Genomic DNA, 14,721 nt, shown 5'->3' on the forward strand with positions numbered 1-14,721 from the left:
AGCTAAGGATCTAAACCCTCTGCATTCGCATATCTCTCATGATGAAAAAGCCTCTCGTCTTTGTAGAGCAAGCATTTACCGCGATCGCTCTCCTGTTGCACACGGGTGGGCCGCTAAACGTGATCCTATCGGGGGGATATAGCCAGGGTGATAGGCAAATTGCTGAGCCAGATTTTGGGCTGACTAGAAATCTATATCTCCTAACTTATCTAGTTGTCTTTTGCTTGCTGGCAATTCGCTGGAGAAAAGTGCTTTATGTGCTTCAGCGGGATCGCTATATTTGGGTAATTTTAGCTTTAGTTATCCTTTCATTCTTCTGGTCAGAAATTCCAGGAAGAACACTTTCCCGCTCTTTTTCCTTCACAGGGTCAACTCTGCTAGGGGTCTACTTTGCAACTCGGTATACCCTGAAGCAGCAATTACAGCTTTTGGGTTGGACGTTTGGGTTAGTGGTGGGGCTGAGTTTGGTTTATGCATTGCTCTTGCCTAAATATGGAATCATGGGTGGCGTTCATGCTGGAGCTTGGCGCGGTATCTACACCCATAAAAATAACTTCGGCAAAATGATGACTCTGAGCAGTATCGTCTTCACGTTGCTGTTAACTAGTGGGCAGAAGCAGAGGCTTTGGTTCTCTTTAGGTTTAGGGTTGTCGGTCATGCTGCTACTGCTTTCAACCTCCAAAGGAGCGCTGGTAAACGTAGTGGCAATGTGGTTGGTGATTGCCGTTTGTCGCCTTTTTCGACTGCAATATCATCTCTTAGTCGTTTTTCTTGGGTCGATTGCCATTGTTTCAGGTGCGGTATCCCTGTGGTTTGTGGAGAATCTAGAATCTATTGTTGTTGATGTCTTAGGCAAAGATTTAACGCTGACTGGGCGAATCGATCTATGGATGACCGTTTTAGAAATGATCAGACAGCGTCCTTGGTTCGGCTATGGCTATCAAGCTTTTTGGAATGGATTGAACGGGCCTTCAGCAGTTGTTTGGCGAGCGGAAGCCTGGCAGGTTCCAGATGCTCATAACGGATTCCTGGATTTGCTTCTACAGCTAGGAATTGTGGGCATGGCTGTCTTTTTGATTGGCTATTTTGCGAATTTAATTAATAGCATTATCCGTCTCAGAAGCATGTTAGGCGTAGAGTTTGTCTGGCCGCTTCCATTTCTGATTTTTATGATTCTCTCAAATCTGCCGGAGACTTCACTGATGCGGGCAAATGATATTTTTTGGGTGTTGTATGTGGCGATCGCCCTTTCTCCCCTAATGCCCCATGAGGATCAGTCTCAAGACCTTGATTTTGCTCAGATTTCCAGTTCTCATAAAGCTCCCGAATTGCTGAGACAACCTTTATCGACGCGTTAACCACAGCTAATGATTTATCTAAACTCGCTGCGATCGCGTCTTACGAATTCTCTCCAAAATACGGTCATCCGGGGTACGCTTTGGAAGCTTACAGCCCGGATTTCCAGTCTTGTACTTCAGTCGGCCTACTTCTTTATCATTGCTCGATCGCTGGGGACTGAGCAATATGGTTTGTTTGTCGGAGTAATGGCGTTGGTGAAGATGGTCGTTCCCTTTGCCAACTGGGGAACACCGCACATCTTGGTTAAGCATGTCTCACGCAACAAAAGCCTAATTCAGGCATACTTTGGCAATGCGCTATGGATTACTACGGCTCTTGGGCTTACTGTTTTAGCAGCGCTTTTGGTGCTTAATCAGTTTGTTTTATCGACTCGGTTTCCCTTTGTTCTGCTGTTGGCAATTGGGCTGGCTGAACTCATCTTTGCTCGATTTCATGATGCTTCATTAAAATCATTTATTGCTACTGACTTGTTCGGGCGTGATGCTCAGCTAAATATTCTTCTTAGTATTAATGGATTAATTGCCGCGGCCTGTTTGCTGCTATTTGTGCAAGCGCCCAATGCATTAATTTGGGGACTTCTCTATCTCGCAAGTCGCGTGATGACAGCAATCATTAGCATTAGCTTGGTCTCTCGGATATTGGGAAAGCCGAAACCCCATCTCAGCCTGATGAAATCGGAGATTCGGGATGGATTTTACTTTTCAGTTGATCTGTCTTCCCAGACCATTTATAACGATATTGACAAAGCTATGCTGGCTTCCATGTCTACGTTGACTGCAACTGGGATTTACGGCGCGGCCTATCGCATTATTGAAGTTGGATTAATTCCGCTGATTGCTGTCATGGGTGCGAGCTACGCGCAGTTCTTTCGCAAAGGTGCAAGCGGCATCCAAGGGAGCCTTAAGCTTGCCCGTCGCATTGTGCCCTTCGCGGGAGGCTATGGAGCGCTGTCGAGTCTGGGATTATGGGTTTGTGCGCCAATAGTGCCTTACATCCTGGGCGAAGACTATGCCCAAGCAGTGAGCGCTCTCCGCTGGCTGTCTCCGCTAATTTTTCTAAAGTCTATGCAATTTTTTGCAGCAAACACTCTGACGGGGGCGGGGTTGCAGGGTTGGCGCAGCGCCTTACAAGCGGGAATTGCGTTACTCAACGCCTTGCTCAACTTTATGCTGATTCCAGCTTATTCCTGGCAGGGCGCAGCGTTGGCTTCGCTGATTGCGGATGGATTGCTGGCGGCGTTGCTTTGGGGATTGGTGTTGCGGTTTGCTCGCCAGCAGGTATCAGAGTCGTAAATTGGGCTTTAGCCGAGCGATGCATCGGTGAGCTGGCAGGCGATTTGGTTCGTTTTTTCTGCCAGGGTTTCTAGATCCACCGGAACAAGTCTTCCCCGATCGACGACCTTTTTGCCATTGATAAAGCTGTAATCCACGCGATCGCACTGACAGAAAACCAGCGCCGAAACTGGGTCATGCAGCGCTCCGGCAAACTGGGGCCGATCCAGATTAATTGCAATAAAATCGGCGGCCATGCCAGGGGCGATCGCCCCAATATCGGCGCGACCTAAAACCCTTGCGCCTCCAAGCGTTGCTACTTCCAGTATTTCGCGGGCGGTCATGTCTGCCGCCAGGTTGCCCCGCACCCGCGCCAGCAAAAAGGCGAGGCGGGCTTCTTGCAGCAGGTTTCCAGTATCGTTTGAGGCGGAACCATCCACTCCCAGGCTGACGGGCACGCCCTGATCCAGCATGGCGCGGATGGGGGCGATGCCGCTGGCGAGGCGAGTGTTGCTGCTGGGGCAGTGGGAAACGCCCGTCCCGGTTTCGGCGAATTGGGCGATCGCCCGCTCATCAAGCTGCACACAGTGGGCGTGCCACACGTCGCTGCCCAGCCAGCCCACCGATTCAGCATAGTCCCCCGGCAGCATCCCAAAGGTGTTGAGGCTGTAGTCTACGTCCGACTTATTCTCTGCCAGATGCGTGTGCAGCCGCACGCCAGCATAGCTGCGGGCCAGCGCTGCCGACTCGCGCATCAGGTCGGGCGACACAGAAAAGGGTGAACAAGGAGCCAGCACAATTCGCAGCATGGCGTAGCGCTCGTTGTCGTGATACTGCTCGATGAGGCGCTGGGAATCTTGCAAAATTGCCGCCTCCGACTCTACCACCGAGTCTGGCGGCAGCCCGCCCTGGCTTTTGCCGACACTCATGCTGCCTCGGCAGGGATGAAACCGCAGCCCCATCTCCTGCGCGGCGCGAATTTCGTCGTCCAGCGTGCAGCCGTTAGGAAAGATATACAGGTGGTCGCTGGCAGTGGTACAGCCCGACAGCATCAGTTCGGCGATCGCCATCTGGGTGCTGATATGAATCGCTTCCGGTGTCAGGTTGGCCCAAATCGGATACAGCGTCGTCAGCCAGTCAAACAGCGTGCCGTTTTGGGCACCGGGAATCACTCGCGTCAGGCATTGGTAGAAGTGGTGGTGGGTGTTGACCAGACCGGGCAAGACAATGTGGCGATCGCCTAAGTCCAGCACCTCGTCCGCCATCAGCATCGGATTGCCTACCAGTTCAGCCGTCGTGCCGACCTGCTCGATCACGCCGTCCTGCGCCAGCAGCGCCCCGTTGCGAATCTCGCGCCGCTCTGCATCGTGAGTTACCAGCGTGTGAATGTTTTTGACTAAAAGGCTTGGCATCGTGCAGCGGGGATTGGAGTGTGGGGGGAGGCGAATTTGTAGGAAAGCCCTATAGAATTTGGGCTGAATTTTTCCGCAGTCTAGGGCACTGCTCATCAAAATCTTTTAGATATCACAAATTCTTTTGAATCCTGCTGACCTTGATTCCTGCAACAACTTGCATCGGTCTTCTAAACTCACCTGTGGCGGCTTGACAGTTCCGGCTGCTGCCGATTATGTAATGTCCAAAGAGATGTTTTCGGCAATCCGCCCCACCATGCAAGATCGGTTTCTGCGAGCGCTAATTCTCTATCTGGTTTTGACCGTTTTGTTTGGTGTTTTAGAACGCTATTTTGCTAGCATTCCCGACCAACCCCGATTTCGGCGGGGCTACTGGCTAGATAGCTTTTACTGGTTCTTGACACCGATGGTGATTCAGATTCTTAGCATGGGGGCGATCGCCCTCGTTTTGCTCCCCGTGTATCTGCTGCTGGGGCGATCGCTCGACTGGCAAAGCGTGCTGACGGGCTATGGCTGGGCAGCGCAACTGCCGCTCTGGGTGCAGGGGCTGATCATGATTGTCGTCGGCGACGGCATCGGCTACTGGACACACCGCCTGCAACACGCCGAGCCGCTGTGGGACTATCACGCCGTCCACCACAGCGCGGAAACAATGGACTGGCTGACGGCGGTGCGGCTGCATCCGGTGAATGACATTATCTCGCGGGTGTGTCAGGCTTCGCCGCTGCTGATTCTGGGCTTTTCGCCAGTTGCCGTAGAAATGTACACGGCTTTTTTGTCGAGCTACGTCGCCTTTATCCATGCCAATGTCCGCTGGACTTACGGACCGCTGGGCTATGTGCTGGCTAGCCCCGCCTTCCACCGCTGGCACCATACGCGAGAAGAGGCAGGTCTCGGCTGCAACTTTGCTGGACTATTCCCCGTCTACGATTTGATGTTTGGCACGTTTTATCTGCCGCAGGGTCAGCAGCCCCACAATTTTGGCATCTGTGGCGAGCCAATTCCCGAAAACCTGGGAGCGCATTTGCTCTACCCGCTGCGGCGGTGGCTGGGCAGCTCGAATCGCAGTCAGCCGAACGAGGTCTAGGATTGATTTTGGAGTTTAGATTGGCGATTTTGGATTGTCAGACCGTGGGCTTGCGAGGCGTTTAGCAATCTCTCGCAGCGCTACAGGGTGTCTGGGTCGATGCCCAGTTCTCGGAGCTTTGTGGCGAGGCGATCGCCCCGCTCTTGTTCTGCATCAGCCCGCTGTTGTTCTATCCGCGCTGCTTCTTCGGGCGTGGGCACTAGGCTGCCGTCAGGTCGGAAAAACCGAAGCTGTTCGTCATGAATCCCCAAGAAAAGCTGAAGCTGGTCGCTCCATCGCCGCCCTTGGTCGTTGGGCGCAATCGGCTCATAGCGCCCGCGCACCAGCGAAAATCCTTCAAATTCCAGGCTGACAGGATCAAACCAGAAATATTCCAGCGTCCGAAAGGTGTCTTGATAAATCTCCTTTTTTAGCCCCCGATCCACGCTGGCGGTCAAGTCCGACAGCAGTTCCACAATCACGTTGGGATATTTGCCGTCTTCTTCCCACAGCGTCCAGCTTTTGCGCGGCCGCCGCTCCGTCCCCAGCACCACAAAAAAGTCTGGCCCGCGAAAATCCTCAGACTTGCGCTGGTTGGGGCTGTAGTAAATCGTCAGGTTGCCTGCGGCGAAGTAGTCGGTGCGGTCTTGCCACAGCCAGTTGAGGGAAGTCAGCAAGAGAATCAGCTGCTGGAGATGGAGGGAGCTTTCCAAAGGCGGTTCGTGGCTGGAGAGATTGCCCGGCGGAATGATCAACGGCGGGTCGAGCGGGGGTTGCGCTATGGCTGGCTCGCGATCTTTGGCAACCGACATGGCTGGCTGGGTGGAGGATGATTTTAGTGTAGCGCTGCGGGATGGAGTGATAGGGGTGATGGGGTGGCGAGTCCTGCGGGTAGGTCTTCGAGAATGGCAAACCTTAAAGGAACGTGTAGGGTCTGTCCTAGGGAGCCGCAAAACCCGTATGGTTTTTGAATAGCCTGATTGCTGCTTTGAATAGTCAGCAGTTGATTAAGTTGATTTAATTCAAAGGCGATAGTCCACTGAGCTGCACCCCAAGACCGTATGTCAAATCCCACGATTGAATCCATCCTGCACGAAGACCGCCAGTTTTTGCCGCCTGCCGCGTTTTCTCAGCAGGCGCATATCAAGACGCTGGAAGAATACGAGCAGCTTTATGAACGGGCGGCGGCCGACCCGCAAAAGTTTTGGGCGGATCTGGCGCAGAAGGAACTGCACTGGTTTGAGAAGTGGCAGACGGTGCTGGATTGGCAGCCGCCCTTTGCCAAATGGTTTGTGGGTGGCAAGATTAATATTTCCTATAACTGCCTCGATCGCCACTTGACGACCTGGCGCAAGAACAAGGCGGCGCTGATCTGGGAGGGCGAACCGGGCGACTCGCGCACGCTAACTTACGCCCAGCTTCACCGCGAAGTTTGCCAGTTTGCCAATGTGCTGAAGTCGCTCGGCGCGAAGAAGGGCGATGTGGTGGGCATTTATATGCCGATGATTCCTGAAGCGGCGATCGCCATGCTGGCCTGTGCGCGGATTGGGGCGGCTCATACGGTGGTGTTTGGCGGGTTTAGTGCGGAGGCATTGCGCGATCGCCTGAATGATGGCCAAGCCAAGCTGGTGATCACCGCAGACGGCGGCTGGCGCAAAGATGCGATCGTGCCGCTGAAGGAGCAGGTAGACAAGGCGCTAGAAGGGGGAGCCTGCCCCAGCGTGGACAATGTGCTGGTGGTGGAGCGCACAAAGCAAAAGGTGCATATGCAGGCGGGGCGCGACCACTGGTGGCATGACCTGCGCCAGGGCGTGTCGGCGGATTGTCCGGCGGAACCGATGGACAGCGAAGATCTGCTGTTTATCCTCTACACCTCTGGCAGCACGGGCAAGCCGAAGGGCGTGGTTCACACGACCGCTGGCTACAACCTCTATACCCACATGACGACCAAGTGGATCTTTGACCTGCAAGATACTGATGTGTATTGGTGTACCGCTGACGTGGGCTGGATCACAGGACACAGCTATATCGTCTACGGGCCACTGTCGAACGGCGCAACGACGGTGATGTATGAGGGTGCGCCCCGTGCATCCAACCCTGGCTGCTTTTGGGATGTGATTGAGAAATACGGTGTGACAATTTTCTATACTGCGCCGACGGCGATCCGCGCCTTTATCAAGATGGGCGAACACCATCCCCGCGCCCGCAATCTCTCGTCGCTGCGGCTGTTGGGCACCGTGGGCGAGCCGATCAACCCGGAAGCGTGGATGTGGTATCACAGCGTCATCGGTGGAGAGCGCTGCCCGATTGTGGATACCTGGTGGCAGACGGAGACGGGAGGGATTATGATTACGCCGCTGCCAGGGGCGATCGCCACCAAGCCCGGTTCTGCGACGCGGCCCTTCCCTGGCATTCTGGCAGACGTGGTGGATTTGGAGGGCAATCCCGTCCCCGCGAACGAAGGCGGCTATCTGGTGGTGAAGCATCCCTGGCCGTCGATGATGCGGACGGTCTATGGCGACGACGATCGCTTCCGCCGCACCTACTGGGAGCATATTCCCCCAAAAGATGGGCAATATCTCTACTTCGCAGGCGACGGCGCACGCAAGGATGAGGACGGCTATTTCTGGGTGATGGGTCGGGTAGACGACGTGATCAGCGTGTCGGGGCATCGCCTGGGCACGATGGAAATCGAGTCGGCGCTGGTGTCCCATCCGGCGGTGGCAGAAGCCGCCGTCGTAGGCAAACCGGACGAGATCAAGGGCGAAGACATTGTGGCGTTTGTGTCTCTAGAAGGCAACGTTACGCCTAGCGAGGAACTAGTTGCCGAACTGAAGAAGCACGTTGTGGCGGAAATCGGTGCGCTGGCCCGTCCTGGCGAAATCCGCTTTAGCGATGCCCTGCCCAAGACGCGATCGGGCAAGATTATGCGGCGACTGTTGCGATCGCTCGCGGCGGGTCAGGAAATCTCTGGCGACACCTCCACGCTAGAAGACCGCTCGGTGCTGGATAAGCTACGGGAAGGTGCGTAGTCTAGAGTTTGGGATTTGATAATCAATCAGCTTCAATTGTCTCGACGCTGGCTAAATCGGGAGATTAGCAGGCTGGGTGTCTTTACAGATGACCCGATGCGGAGCCAGAGCGTGCAAGATGCCGCACAGTTGCGGGGCGAGGAGCAGAAACTCGTCCGCGTTTTATGAGCTGATAAGTAGATAGACCAGATTAAAAAACAGATCCTGAACCCTGCGCCGCCCGCGCCGCGGGCGGCGCAGGGTCTTTGGGTTTTATTTGGGTTTTATGTTTATTAATGTCCACCTACTTAGCTCGCTGTTGCTCAACCAATCGACAGAATGCTGTGGGATATTGACCCATCCAAAGATAGGGTTGCGGATTGTCTTATCTCTTCCCGCAGAGGGTATCAGCGATCGCCCGATGTCAGGAAAGATTGATATTACTCGATATGAATTCCCAAGAAAAAGTATGGAAACTCAAGTAGAAGGCTCAACTGCTGCGGCTGATTTGGAAGAGCGGGTGGCTGATCCAGAAAATGTAGCGCTGCCGGAAACCTATGGACGATTGATTATTATTGGTGGGGCAGAAGATAAGGAAGGCGAATGCAAGATTCTGCGCGAGTTTGTGCGGGAGGCGGGCGGCTTGCAGGCGCGGGTGGTGGTGATGACCGTGGCCACAGGGTTGCCCGGCGAGGTGGGAGCCATGTACATGGATATCTTTGAGCGGCTGGGCGTGGAAGATGTGCGCGTTGTGGATACGGGTCGTCGAGAGGATGCCAGCAATCCCAAGGCGATCGCCGATATTCAGCAGGCCACGGGCGTTTTCTTCACAGGCGGCAACCAGGCCCGCATTACAGAGTGCCTAAAAGACACCGAGCTAGATGTGGCGCTCCACCAGCGATTTGCCGAAGGGGTGGTGATCGCCGGAACCAGTGCTGGAGCGGCGATGATGCCCGACATGATGATCGTCGAAGGAGAGAGCGAAAGCAATCCCCGTCCCGAATCTGCCAAGATGGATCGCGGCATGGGTTTCTTTCCTGGCGTGGTGATCGACCAGCACTTTGCCCAGCGCGGCCGAATTGGTCGCCTGCTCTCGGCTGTGGCTCAGCAGCCCGCCATTCTAGGATTTGGCATTGACGAAAACACGGCAATTGTGATCAACGCCCACGAAGTCGAGGTGATTGGCGAAGGATCGGTCACCATTGTTGATGTGTCGGAGCTAACGCACAACAACGTTGATGATCTGCTGATGGATGAACCGCTTGCCCTCTGCGGTGCAAAGCTGCACATTTTGCCACACGGCTATCGGTTTAATTTGGATACTCGTTCTTGCATTTGCTAGGGACGGGGCGATCGCCTCTAGACCACGCATAAGTTCAAGCCCTCGATACTCGACCGCGCATGCCTCCAAGCAGCCTTTCCCATCGGGCTACTTTGCAACTCCAAACCCGCCGCCCCCCGGCGTTTCGATTATCAGCGCATCGTCCGCGTGCATTTGCACCTCAGCGCAACTGGGCAAGTCTTCGCGGCGGCCGTCTTCGCGATCGACCCAGTTGCGTCCGGTTGCGCCCGGTTCACCGCCGGACAGCCCAAAGGGCGCGACCTGGCGAGAACTGGAGAGAATCGCGGCCGTCATGGGTTCGCGAAACTCGATCTCGCGAATTACGCCGTTGCCACCGCGATGCCGTCCTGCGCCGCCGCTGTCGGGGCGAATCTCGAACCGACGCAGCAGCACTGGAAACCGCCATTCCAGCACTTCCGGGTCGGTGAGGCGCGAATTGGTCATGTGGGTTTGCACTGCATCGGTGCCGTCGAAATCGGGGCCTGCGCCGGAGCCACCACAGATGGTTTCGTAATACTGGTACTTTTCATTTCCAAAGGTGAGATTGTTCATTGTGCCCTGGCTAGCAGCGAGGACACCCAGCGCACCGTAGAGACTGTTGGCGATCGCCTGCGACGTTTCCACATTTCCTGCCACCACTGCGGCGGGGTATTTGGGATTTAGCAAGCAGCCCTCCGGCACGATGATTTCCAGAGGTTTCAGGCAGCCTGCATTGAGCGGAATCTCGGCATCGACCAGCGTGCGAAATACATACAGCACGACGGCTTTGCAGATGGCCAGCGGCGCGTTGAAGTTATTCGCCTGCTGAGGTGAGGTGCCTGTAAAGTCAATGCAAGCGGAGCGTTCTTGAGGATTAAGGGCGATCGCCACTTGAATGTGCGCGCCATCATCCAGCAGGTAGGTAAACTGACGGTTCAACACGCTTGCGTCGCTGTTCGGCTGAACCTGCCGACTTAGGTTCACAATTACCTGTCGAACAGATTCCTCGGCGTTGTCTTGAACATGCTGCATATAATCCTGCACGATATCTAACCCGTAGTGGGCAACCATGCGGTGAAGTTCCCGCACGCCGCGCTCATTGGCGGCCACCTGCGCCTGCAAATCTGCCAAATTTTGCGCTAGATTTCGGACTGGATAAGATCCGGTCGTCAGGATTTCTGATATCTCTGCTTCACGAAATTGTCCGTTTTCCACCAGCAACACGTTATCCAGCAGCACGCCTTCTTGCTCAATGCGGGTGCTGTTGGGCGGCATAGAGCCGGGCGTGATGCCGCCGATGTCGGCGTGGTGGCCGCGAGAGGCAACGTAGAAGAGGGGAGTCGAGGAAGCGGCTTCTGCATTCGGGTTCATCGACTGAAACACAGGCGTAATCACCGTGATATCGGGCAAATGCGTGCCGCCGTTGTAGGGATTGTTGGACACGTACACATCACCGGGTTTAATCGTCTGGCCCTTGGCGGTAATCAGGGCGCGGACGTTTTCGCTCATGGAGCCGAGGTGAACTGGGATGTGGGGCGCGTTGGCGACGAGCTGACCCTGTTGATCAAAGATGGCGCAGGAAAAATCTAATCGCTCCTTGATGTTGACCGAGTAGCTGGTGTTTTGCAGAGTAATTCCCATCTCTTCGGCGATCGCCATAAACAAGTTATTGAAGATTTCCAGCATCACCGGATCAGGCGAGCCAGAGGCAGAATGGGTTGCGAGAGGGAAATCGGCTACAGACTCTTCTTGCGTCCTGCTGTCGTTATCTTTCTTGAGAATTAGCATTCCGCCAGACGTGAGTTCTGCAATCCATCCAGGCTCAACGACATTCGTGCTGGTGGGTTCGATGATTAGGGCTGGGCCCATCAGGCGATCGCCCTCTTGCAGGTCTTGCCGCTGATAGACGGGCGTGTTGTAGGTTGTGCCGCCTGTGTGCATGGAAACAGTGGCGATCGCGGTTATGTTTTGAGCAAAATCTGTCTTGAGGTCATTCACTCCGTCTGGTTTTGACGGTTCTACCCTTGTAATCTCAGAAGCGTGAATTGCTTCTACGGAAACAGCCTCAACGATTAGCGGTTTGTGTTCCATTGTGAATCCATAGCGCTGTCGATAGAGCCGTGAAAATGTATCTCGCATATCGTTGAGACTGGCGTATTCGACAATCAGCGCAGAATCCGTTCCTTCGTACCGCAGGTGAACCTTAGGACGAATCTCCACCTGCGCGTCTGTGTGCAGGGGGGTGTCTGATTCGGCGGCGATGCCCTGCTGCTGGAGATCTCGGCGGGCGGCGATCGCCAATTCCTGCAACACGCGCTCTATCTCTGGTCGCTGGGCATCCGTGAGGGGGGCTTCTATCGCCTGCTCGCGAATCGTCGTCACGTCTGCCAGCCCAATGCCGTAGGCCGAGAGAACGCCCGCATAGGGGTGCAGAAAAATTTGCGAGATGCCCAGCGATTCGGCGATCCGGCAGGCGTGCTGCCCACCTGCGCCGCCAAAGCAGCAGAGGGTGTATTCTGTGATGTCGTAACCGCGCTGAATGGAGATTTTTTTGATGGCGCTGGCCATTTTTTCGATGGCGATCGCCAGAAATCCTTCAGCCACCTGTTCGGGCGATTCGCGAAGCGATCCCTTCGGGAATCGCGCGTTGCCAGTATGGGTTCCAATCTCCGCCGCCAGTGCCGTGAATTTCTCCCGCACCACGGCGGCATCTAGCGGCAGATTTCCCTCTGGGCCAAAGACCGCTGGAAAAAACTGCGGCTGAATCTTACCCAACATCACGTTGCAATCGGTCACCGTCAGCGGGCCGCCCTTGCGATAGCAGGCGGGGCCAGGATGCGCCCCCGCAGAATCCGGCCCCACGCGATATCGCGCCCCATCGAACTGGCAGATCGAGCCACCGCCCGCAGCTACGGTATGAATTGCCATCATCGGGGCCCGCAGCCGCACGCCCGCCACCTCGGTTTCAAAGGTGCGTTCATACTCACCGCTAAAGTGCGACACGTCCGTAGAGGTGCCTCCCATGTCAAAGCCAATGATCTTGCTAAAACCCGCTTGCTGGCTGGTTTTGACCGCACCCACAATGCCGCCTGCCGGGCCGGATAAGATACTGTCTTTCCCCTGAAACAGCGCTGCATCGGTCAGTCCACCATTGGACTGCATAAAAAACAGCTTCGGTCGATCTGAATTACCAGAACCCGACGTAACGCCCAACTCGGCGGCCACTCGATCCACATAGTGCCGCAAAATTGGAGATAAATAGGCATCCACAACCGTTGTGTCGCCCCGGCTCATCAGCTTCATCAGCGGGCTGACCTGGTGAGAAACCGAGACCTGCGTAAAGCCGATTTGTCGCGCCAGTTCCGCCGCCTGCCGCTCGTGGTCGGGATAGCGATAGCCGTGCAAGAACACAATCGCGCAACTGCGGATGCCCGCTGCATAGGCATCTTGCAACTCTTCCACTAGCTCCGTTTCCATCGGACGGAACGAAATGAGTACCTCACCTTGGGCGCTGAGGCGTTCGTCTACCTCGATGACGCGCTCATAGAGCATTTCAGGTAAGATAATTTGTCGTGCAAAAATGTTGGGACGGTTTTGGTAGCCAATTCGCAGGGCATCTCGAAAGCCTTTGGTGATGAGCAGGAGTGTGCGATCGCCCTTCCGCTCTAGCAGCGCATTTGTTGCCACCGTCGTCCCCATTTTCACCGTCGCAATCTGCCCAGCAGGAATCGGCGTATCCGGCGACAAGCTCAGTAAATCGCGAATTCCCTGAATCGGTGCATCGGCGTAGCGCTCTGGATTCTCTGACAGCAGTTTATGCACGACAAGCTGCCCGTCGGGCCGCCGCGCCACAATGTCGGTAAACGTACCGCCCCGATCAATCCAAAATTGCCAGCCTTGTGTCATGATGTCGTACTCCTTCTGGTAATCGATTCAAACTTACTGTGCCAAGCCAATCGCATCTTACTTGGTAAGATGAAGCCAAGATGAATAAAAAATTGCAAGCTGCTCTTAACATCGTCTCACCTAGCTCGCTGCCAGTTATGAAAATCGTGGCTTTATGAGCCAAGGCTTTGGCGTGAAATCTTCCTACGGTGAGGGTTGTAATCTTCTTTACTGTTTCGCCACGAAGGCATGACGCTATTGCCCTCCAGTAGTCATTGGCGGATTCCTTTAGTAGACTATCAATACTGATAAACTTCAGTTAGATCTCCATCCGTCTGGGAATTCTGAGATAGTCGCTTTTTCCAATCAATCGTTTTATGGCCTCTGCCTCCGACAGCGAACCCACCCTCAGAGACTTGTCTAACAAGCTGGATCGGCTTTCCAGCGACGTTGAAACATTTTCAGGTGATCTGAAAAAGTTCGATGAGCGCTTTGCGGATTATCGTCAGGCGACGCAGTGGGTCGTTCAGCTTGCCTTCACGCTGATTGCCAGTGCGACGCTCACAGTCATTATTACTTCAGTGTTGCGGAGGTAAAGCCTGCGAATCTCTGCCTAAGCGCCCATCCCAGAATAATGCCGCAGTCCCCGCCGCCACAGCCAGCGGTTCAGCCAAAAGAACAGCACAATCCACGCCAGGGTAATTAGGAATCCATGCAGTCGATTTCCTGGCAGCCCCACAAAGATGCTAGCCGGAAAGTAAACCAGGTAAGGCAGCGGTGTCCATTCAACAATCTGCCGGGCCAGCGGGGGAAAGACTTCCAAAGGTGCAACCACACCCGAAAAGAAAAGGTAAATTAAAAACCAGATCTGCTCAATCGCGCTGGCTTTCTCAATCCAAAACGCCAGCATGGACACCGTGTACTGCATCACGTAGCGCAGCACAAACGCCAGCGCCGTCGCCAAAGCACCCAGCAAAAAATCGCCCACGCTCGGCAGCCAGAATGCCTGGGGATAGAGCCAGAAAAACAGCCCCACCAGCACAAAGGCAAAGGGCACGCGGGCAAATCGTTCGCCCAGGTGTGATGCAAAATAATGCCAACCCGGATCGAGCGGTTGCAGCAGCCGCGACGACAGTTTTCCCTCCACCACGTCCCGCTCGAAATCCCACACGACCCAAACAATGGTGAACTGGCGCACCAAAAACACCGCCAAAAAATATCGCGCAAACTCCACAGGCGACAGCCCAAACTGCCCGCCCTGCGAGGCCTCCATCCACACACCCATGAGAATCAGCGGCAGACTACCCGCCAGCACCCAGAGGATTAGCTCGGCGCGATATTCCACCATGTAGGCATAGTAGACGGACAGGAGCGTGCGAGCGGTGCGGAGCATGGG

General features: G+C 55.0%; 11 protein-coding genes. 7 read left to right on the top strand and 4 right to left on the bottom strand.

Going from position 1 to position 14,721, the window contains the following annotated elements; all coding sequences use genetic code 11:
• Positions 1-38: 38 nt before the first annotated feature.
• Positions 39-1,358 (top strand): O-antigen ligase, encoded by a 1,320-nt coding sequence (locus tag JTM80_RS22070; protein WP_205370306.1) that lies wholly within the window; start codon positions 39-41, stop codon positions 1,356-1,358.
• Between the two features lie 9 nt (positions 1,359-1,367).
• Entirely contained in the window at positions 1,368-2,651 is a 1,284-nt protein-coding gene (locus JTM80_RS22075) for an oligosaccharide flippase family protein (RefSeq protein WP_172353519.1), read from the top strand.
• Between the two features lie 8 nt (positions 2,652-2,659).
• Here the strand turns inward: JTM80_RS22075 and JTM80_RS22080 are convergent, their stop codons facing one another.
• A complete protein-coding gene (locus JTM80_RS22080) occupies positions 2,660-4,042 on the bottom strand; it encodes an 8-oxoguanine deaminase (RefSeq protein WP_172353520.1) in 1,383 nt (460 codons plus the stop codon).
• A gap of 157 nt (positions 4,043-4,199) precedes the next feature.
• On the opposite strand from JTM80_RS22080, the gene JTM80_RS22085 reads away from it, so the two are divergent.
• Positions 4,200-5,129, top strand: a complete 930-nt coding sequence (locus JTM80_RS22085) for a sterol desaturase family protein (RefSeq protein WP_172353521.1) — start codon at positions 4,200-4,202, stop codon at positions 5,127-5,129.
• A gap of 80 nt (positions 5,130-5,209) precedes the next feature.
• Here JTM80_RS22085 and JTM80_RS22090 read toward each other — a convergent pair whose 3' ends face one another.
• Positions 5,210-5,920, bottom strand: a complete 711-nt coding sequence (locus JTM80_RS22090; RefSeq protein ID WP_205370308.1) for a Uma2 family endonuclease — start codon at positions 5,918-5,920, stop codon at positions 5,210-5,212.
• A 249-nt stretch (positions 5,921-6,169) separates the two neighbouring features.
• Here JTM80_RS22090 and acs point away from each other — a divergent pair, with 249 nt between their 5' ends.
• From acs to JTM80_RS22100, 3 genes are all read left to right on the top strand, one after another.
• Positions 6,170-8,140 (top strand): acetate--CoA ligase, encoded by a 1,971-nt coding sequence (acs, locus tag JTM80_RS22095; protein WP_172353523.1) that lies wholly within the window; start codon positions 6,170-6,172, stop codon positions 8,138-8,140.
• A gap of 36 nt (positions 8,141-8,176) precedes the next feature.
• Positions 8,177-8,308, top strand: a complete 132-nt coding sequence (locus JTM80_RS23290; protein WP_255548848.1) for a hypothetical protein — start codon at positions 8,177-8,179, stop codon at positions 8,306-8,308.
• A gap of 280 nt (positions 8,309-8,588) precedes the next feature.
• Positions 8,589-9,461, top strand: a complete 873-nt coding sequence (locus JTM80_RS22100) for a cyanophycinase (RefSeq protein WP_172353524.1) — start codon at positions 8,589-8,591, stop codon at positions 9,459-9,461.
• A gap of 87 nt (positions 9,462-9,548) precedes the next feature.
• On the opposite strand, the gene JTM80_RS22105 is transcribed toward JTM80_RS22100, so the two are convergent.
• Positions 9,549-13,346, bottom strand: coding sequence for a hydantoinase B/oxoprolinase family protein (locus JTM80_RS22105; RefSeq protein ID WP_205370310.1), 3,798 nt, complete (start codon positions 13,344-13,346; stop codon positions 9,549-9,551).
• Positions 13,347-13,702: 356 nt separating this feature from the next.
• On the opposite strand from JTM80_RS22105, the gene JTM80_RS22110 reads away from it, so the two are divergent.
• Positions 13,703-13,921: a hypothetical protein gene (locus JTM80_RS22110; RefSeq protein WP_172353526.1), complete on the top strand. Its 219-nt coding sequence runs from the start codon at positions 13,703-13,705 to the stop codon at positions 13,919-13,921.
• Positions 13,922-13,938: 17 nt separating this feature from the next.
• Here the strand turns inward: JTM80_RS22110 and JTM80_RS22115 are convergent, their stop codons facing one another.
• Positions 13,939-14,718 carry an ABC-2 family transporter protein gene (locus tag JTM80_RS22115; protein WP_205370313.1) on the bottom strand — a complete coding sequence of 260 codons (780 nt, stop codon included), beginning with the start codon at positions 14,716-14,718 and terminating at the stop codon, positions 13,939-13,941.
• Positions 14,719-14,721: the final 3 nt, after the last annotated feature.

Source organism: Thermoleptolyngbya sp. PKUAC-SCTB121 (genome assembly GCF_016919485.1).
Lineage (GTDB): Bacteria > Cyanobacteriota > Cyanobacteriia > Elainellales > Elainellaceae > Thermoleptolyngbya > Thermoleptolyngbya sichuanensis.

What these genes read in the sequence shown, in the direction of transcription:
- JTM80_RS22070 (WP_205370306.1), top strand. Translation starts at nt 39, where the DNA reads ATGATGAAAAAGCCTCTCGTCTTTGTAGAGCAAGCATTTACCGCGATC.
- JTM80_RS22075 (WP_172353519.1), top strand. Translation starts at nt 1,368, where the DNA reads ATGATTTATCTAAACTCGCTGCGATCGCGTCTTACGAATTCTCTCCAA.
- JTM80_RS22080 (WP_172353520.1), bottom strand. Translation starts at nt 4,042, where the DNA reads ATGCCAAGCCTTTTAGTCAAAAACATTCACACGCTGGTAACTCACGAT.
- JTM80_RS22090 (WP_205370308.1), bottom strand. Translation starts at nt 5,920, where the DNA reads ATGTCGGTTGCCAAAGATCGCGAGCCAGCCATAGCGCAACCCCCGCTC.
- acs (WP_172353523.1), top strand. Translation starts at nt 6,170, where the DNA reads ATGTCAAATCCCACGATTGAATCCATCCTGCACGAAGACCGCCAGTTT.
- JTM80_RS22100 (WP_172353524.1), top strand. Translation starts at nt 8,589, where the DNA reads ATGGAAACTCAAGTAGAAGGCTCAACTGCTGCGGCTGATTTGGAAGAG.
- JTM80_RS22105 (WP_205370310.1), bottom strand. Translation starts at nt 13,346, where the DNA reads ATGACACAAGGCTGGCAATTTTGGATTGATCGGGGCGGTACGTTTACC.
- JTM80_RS22110 (WP_172353526.1), top strand. Translation starts at nt 13,703, where the DNA reads ATGGCCTCTGCCTCCGACAGCGAACCCACCCTCAGAGACTTGTCTAAC.
- JTM80_RS22115 (WP_205370313.1), bottom strand. Translation starts at nt 14,718, where the DNA reads ATGCTCCGCACCGCTCGCACGCTCCTGTCCGTCTACTATGCCTACATG.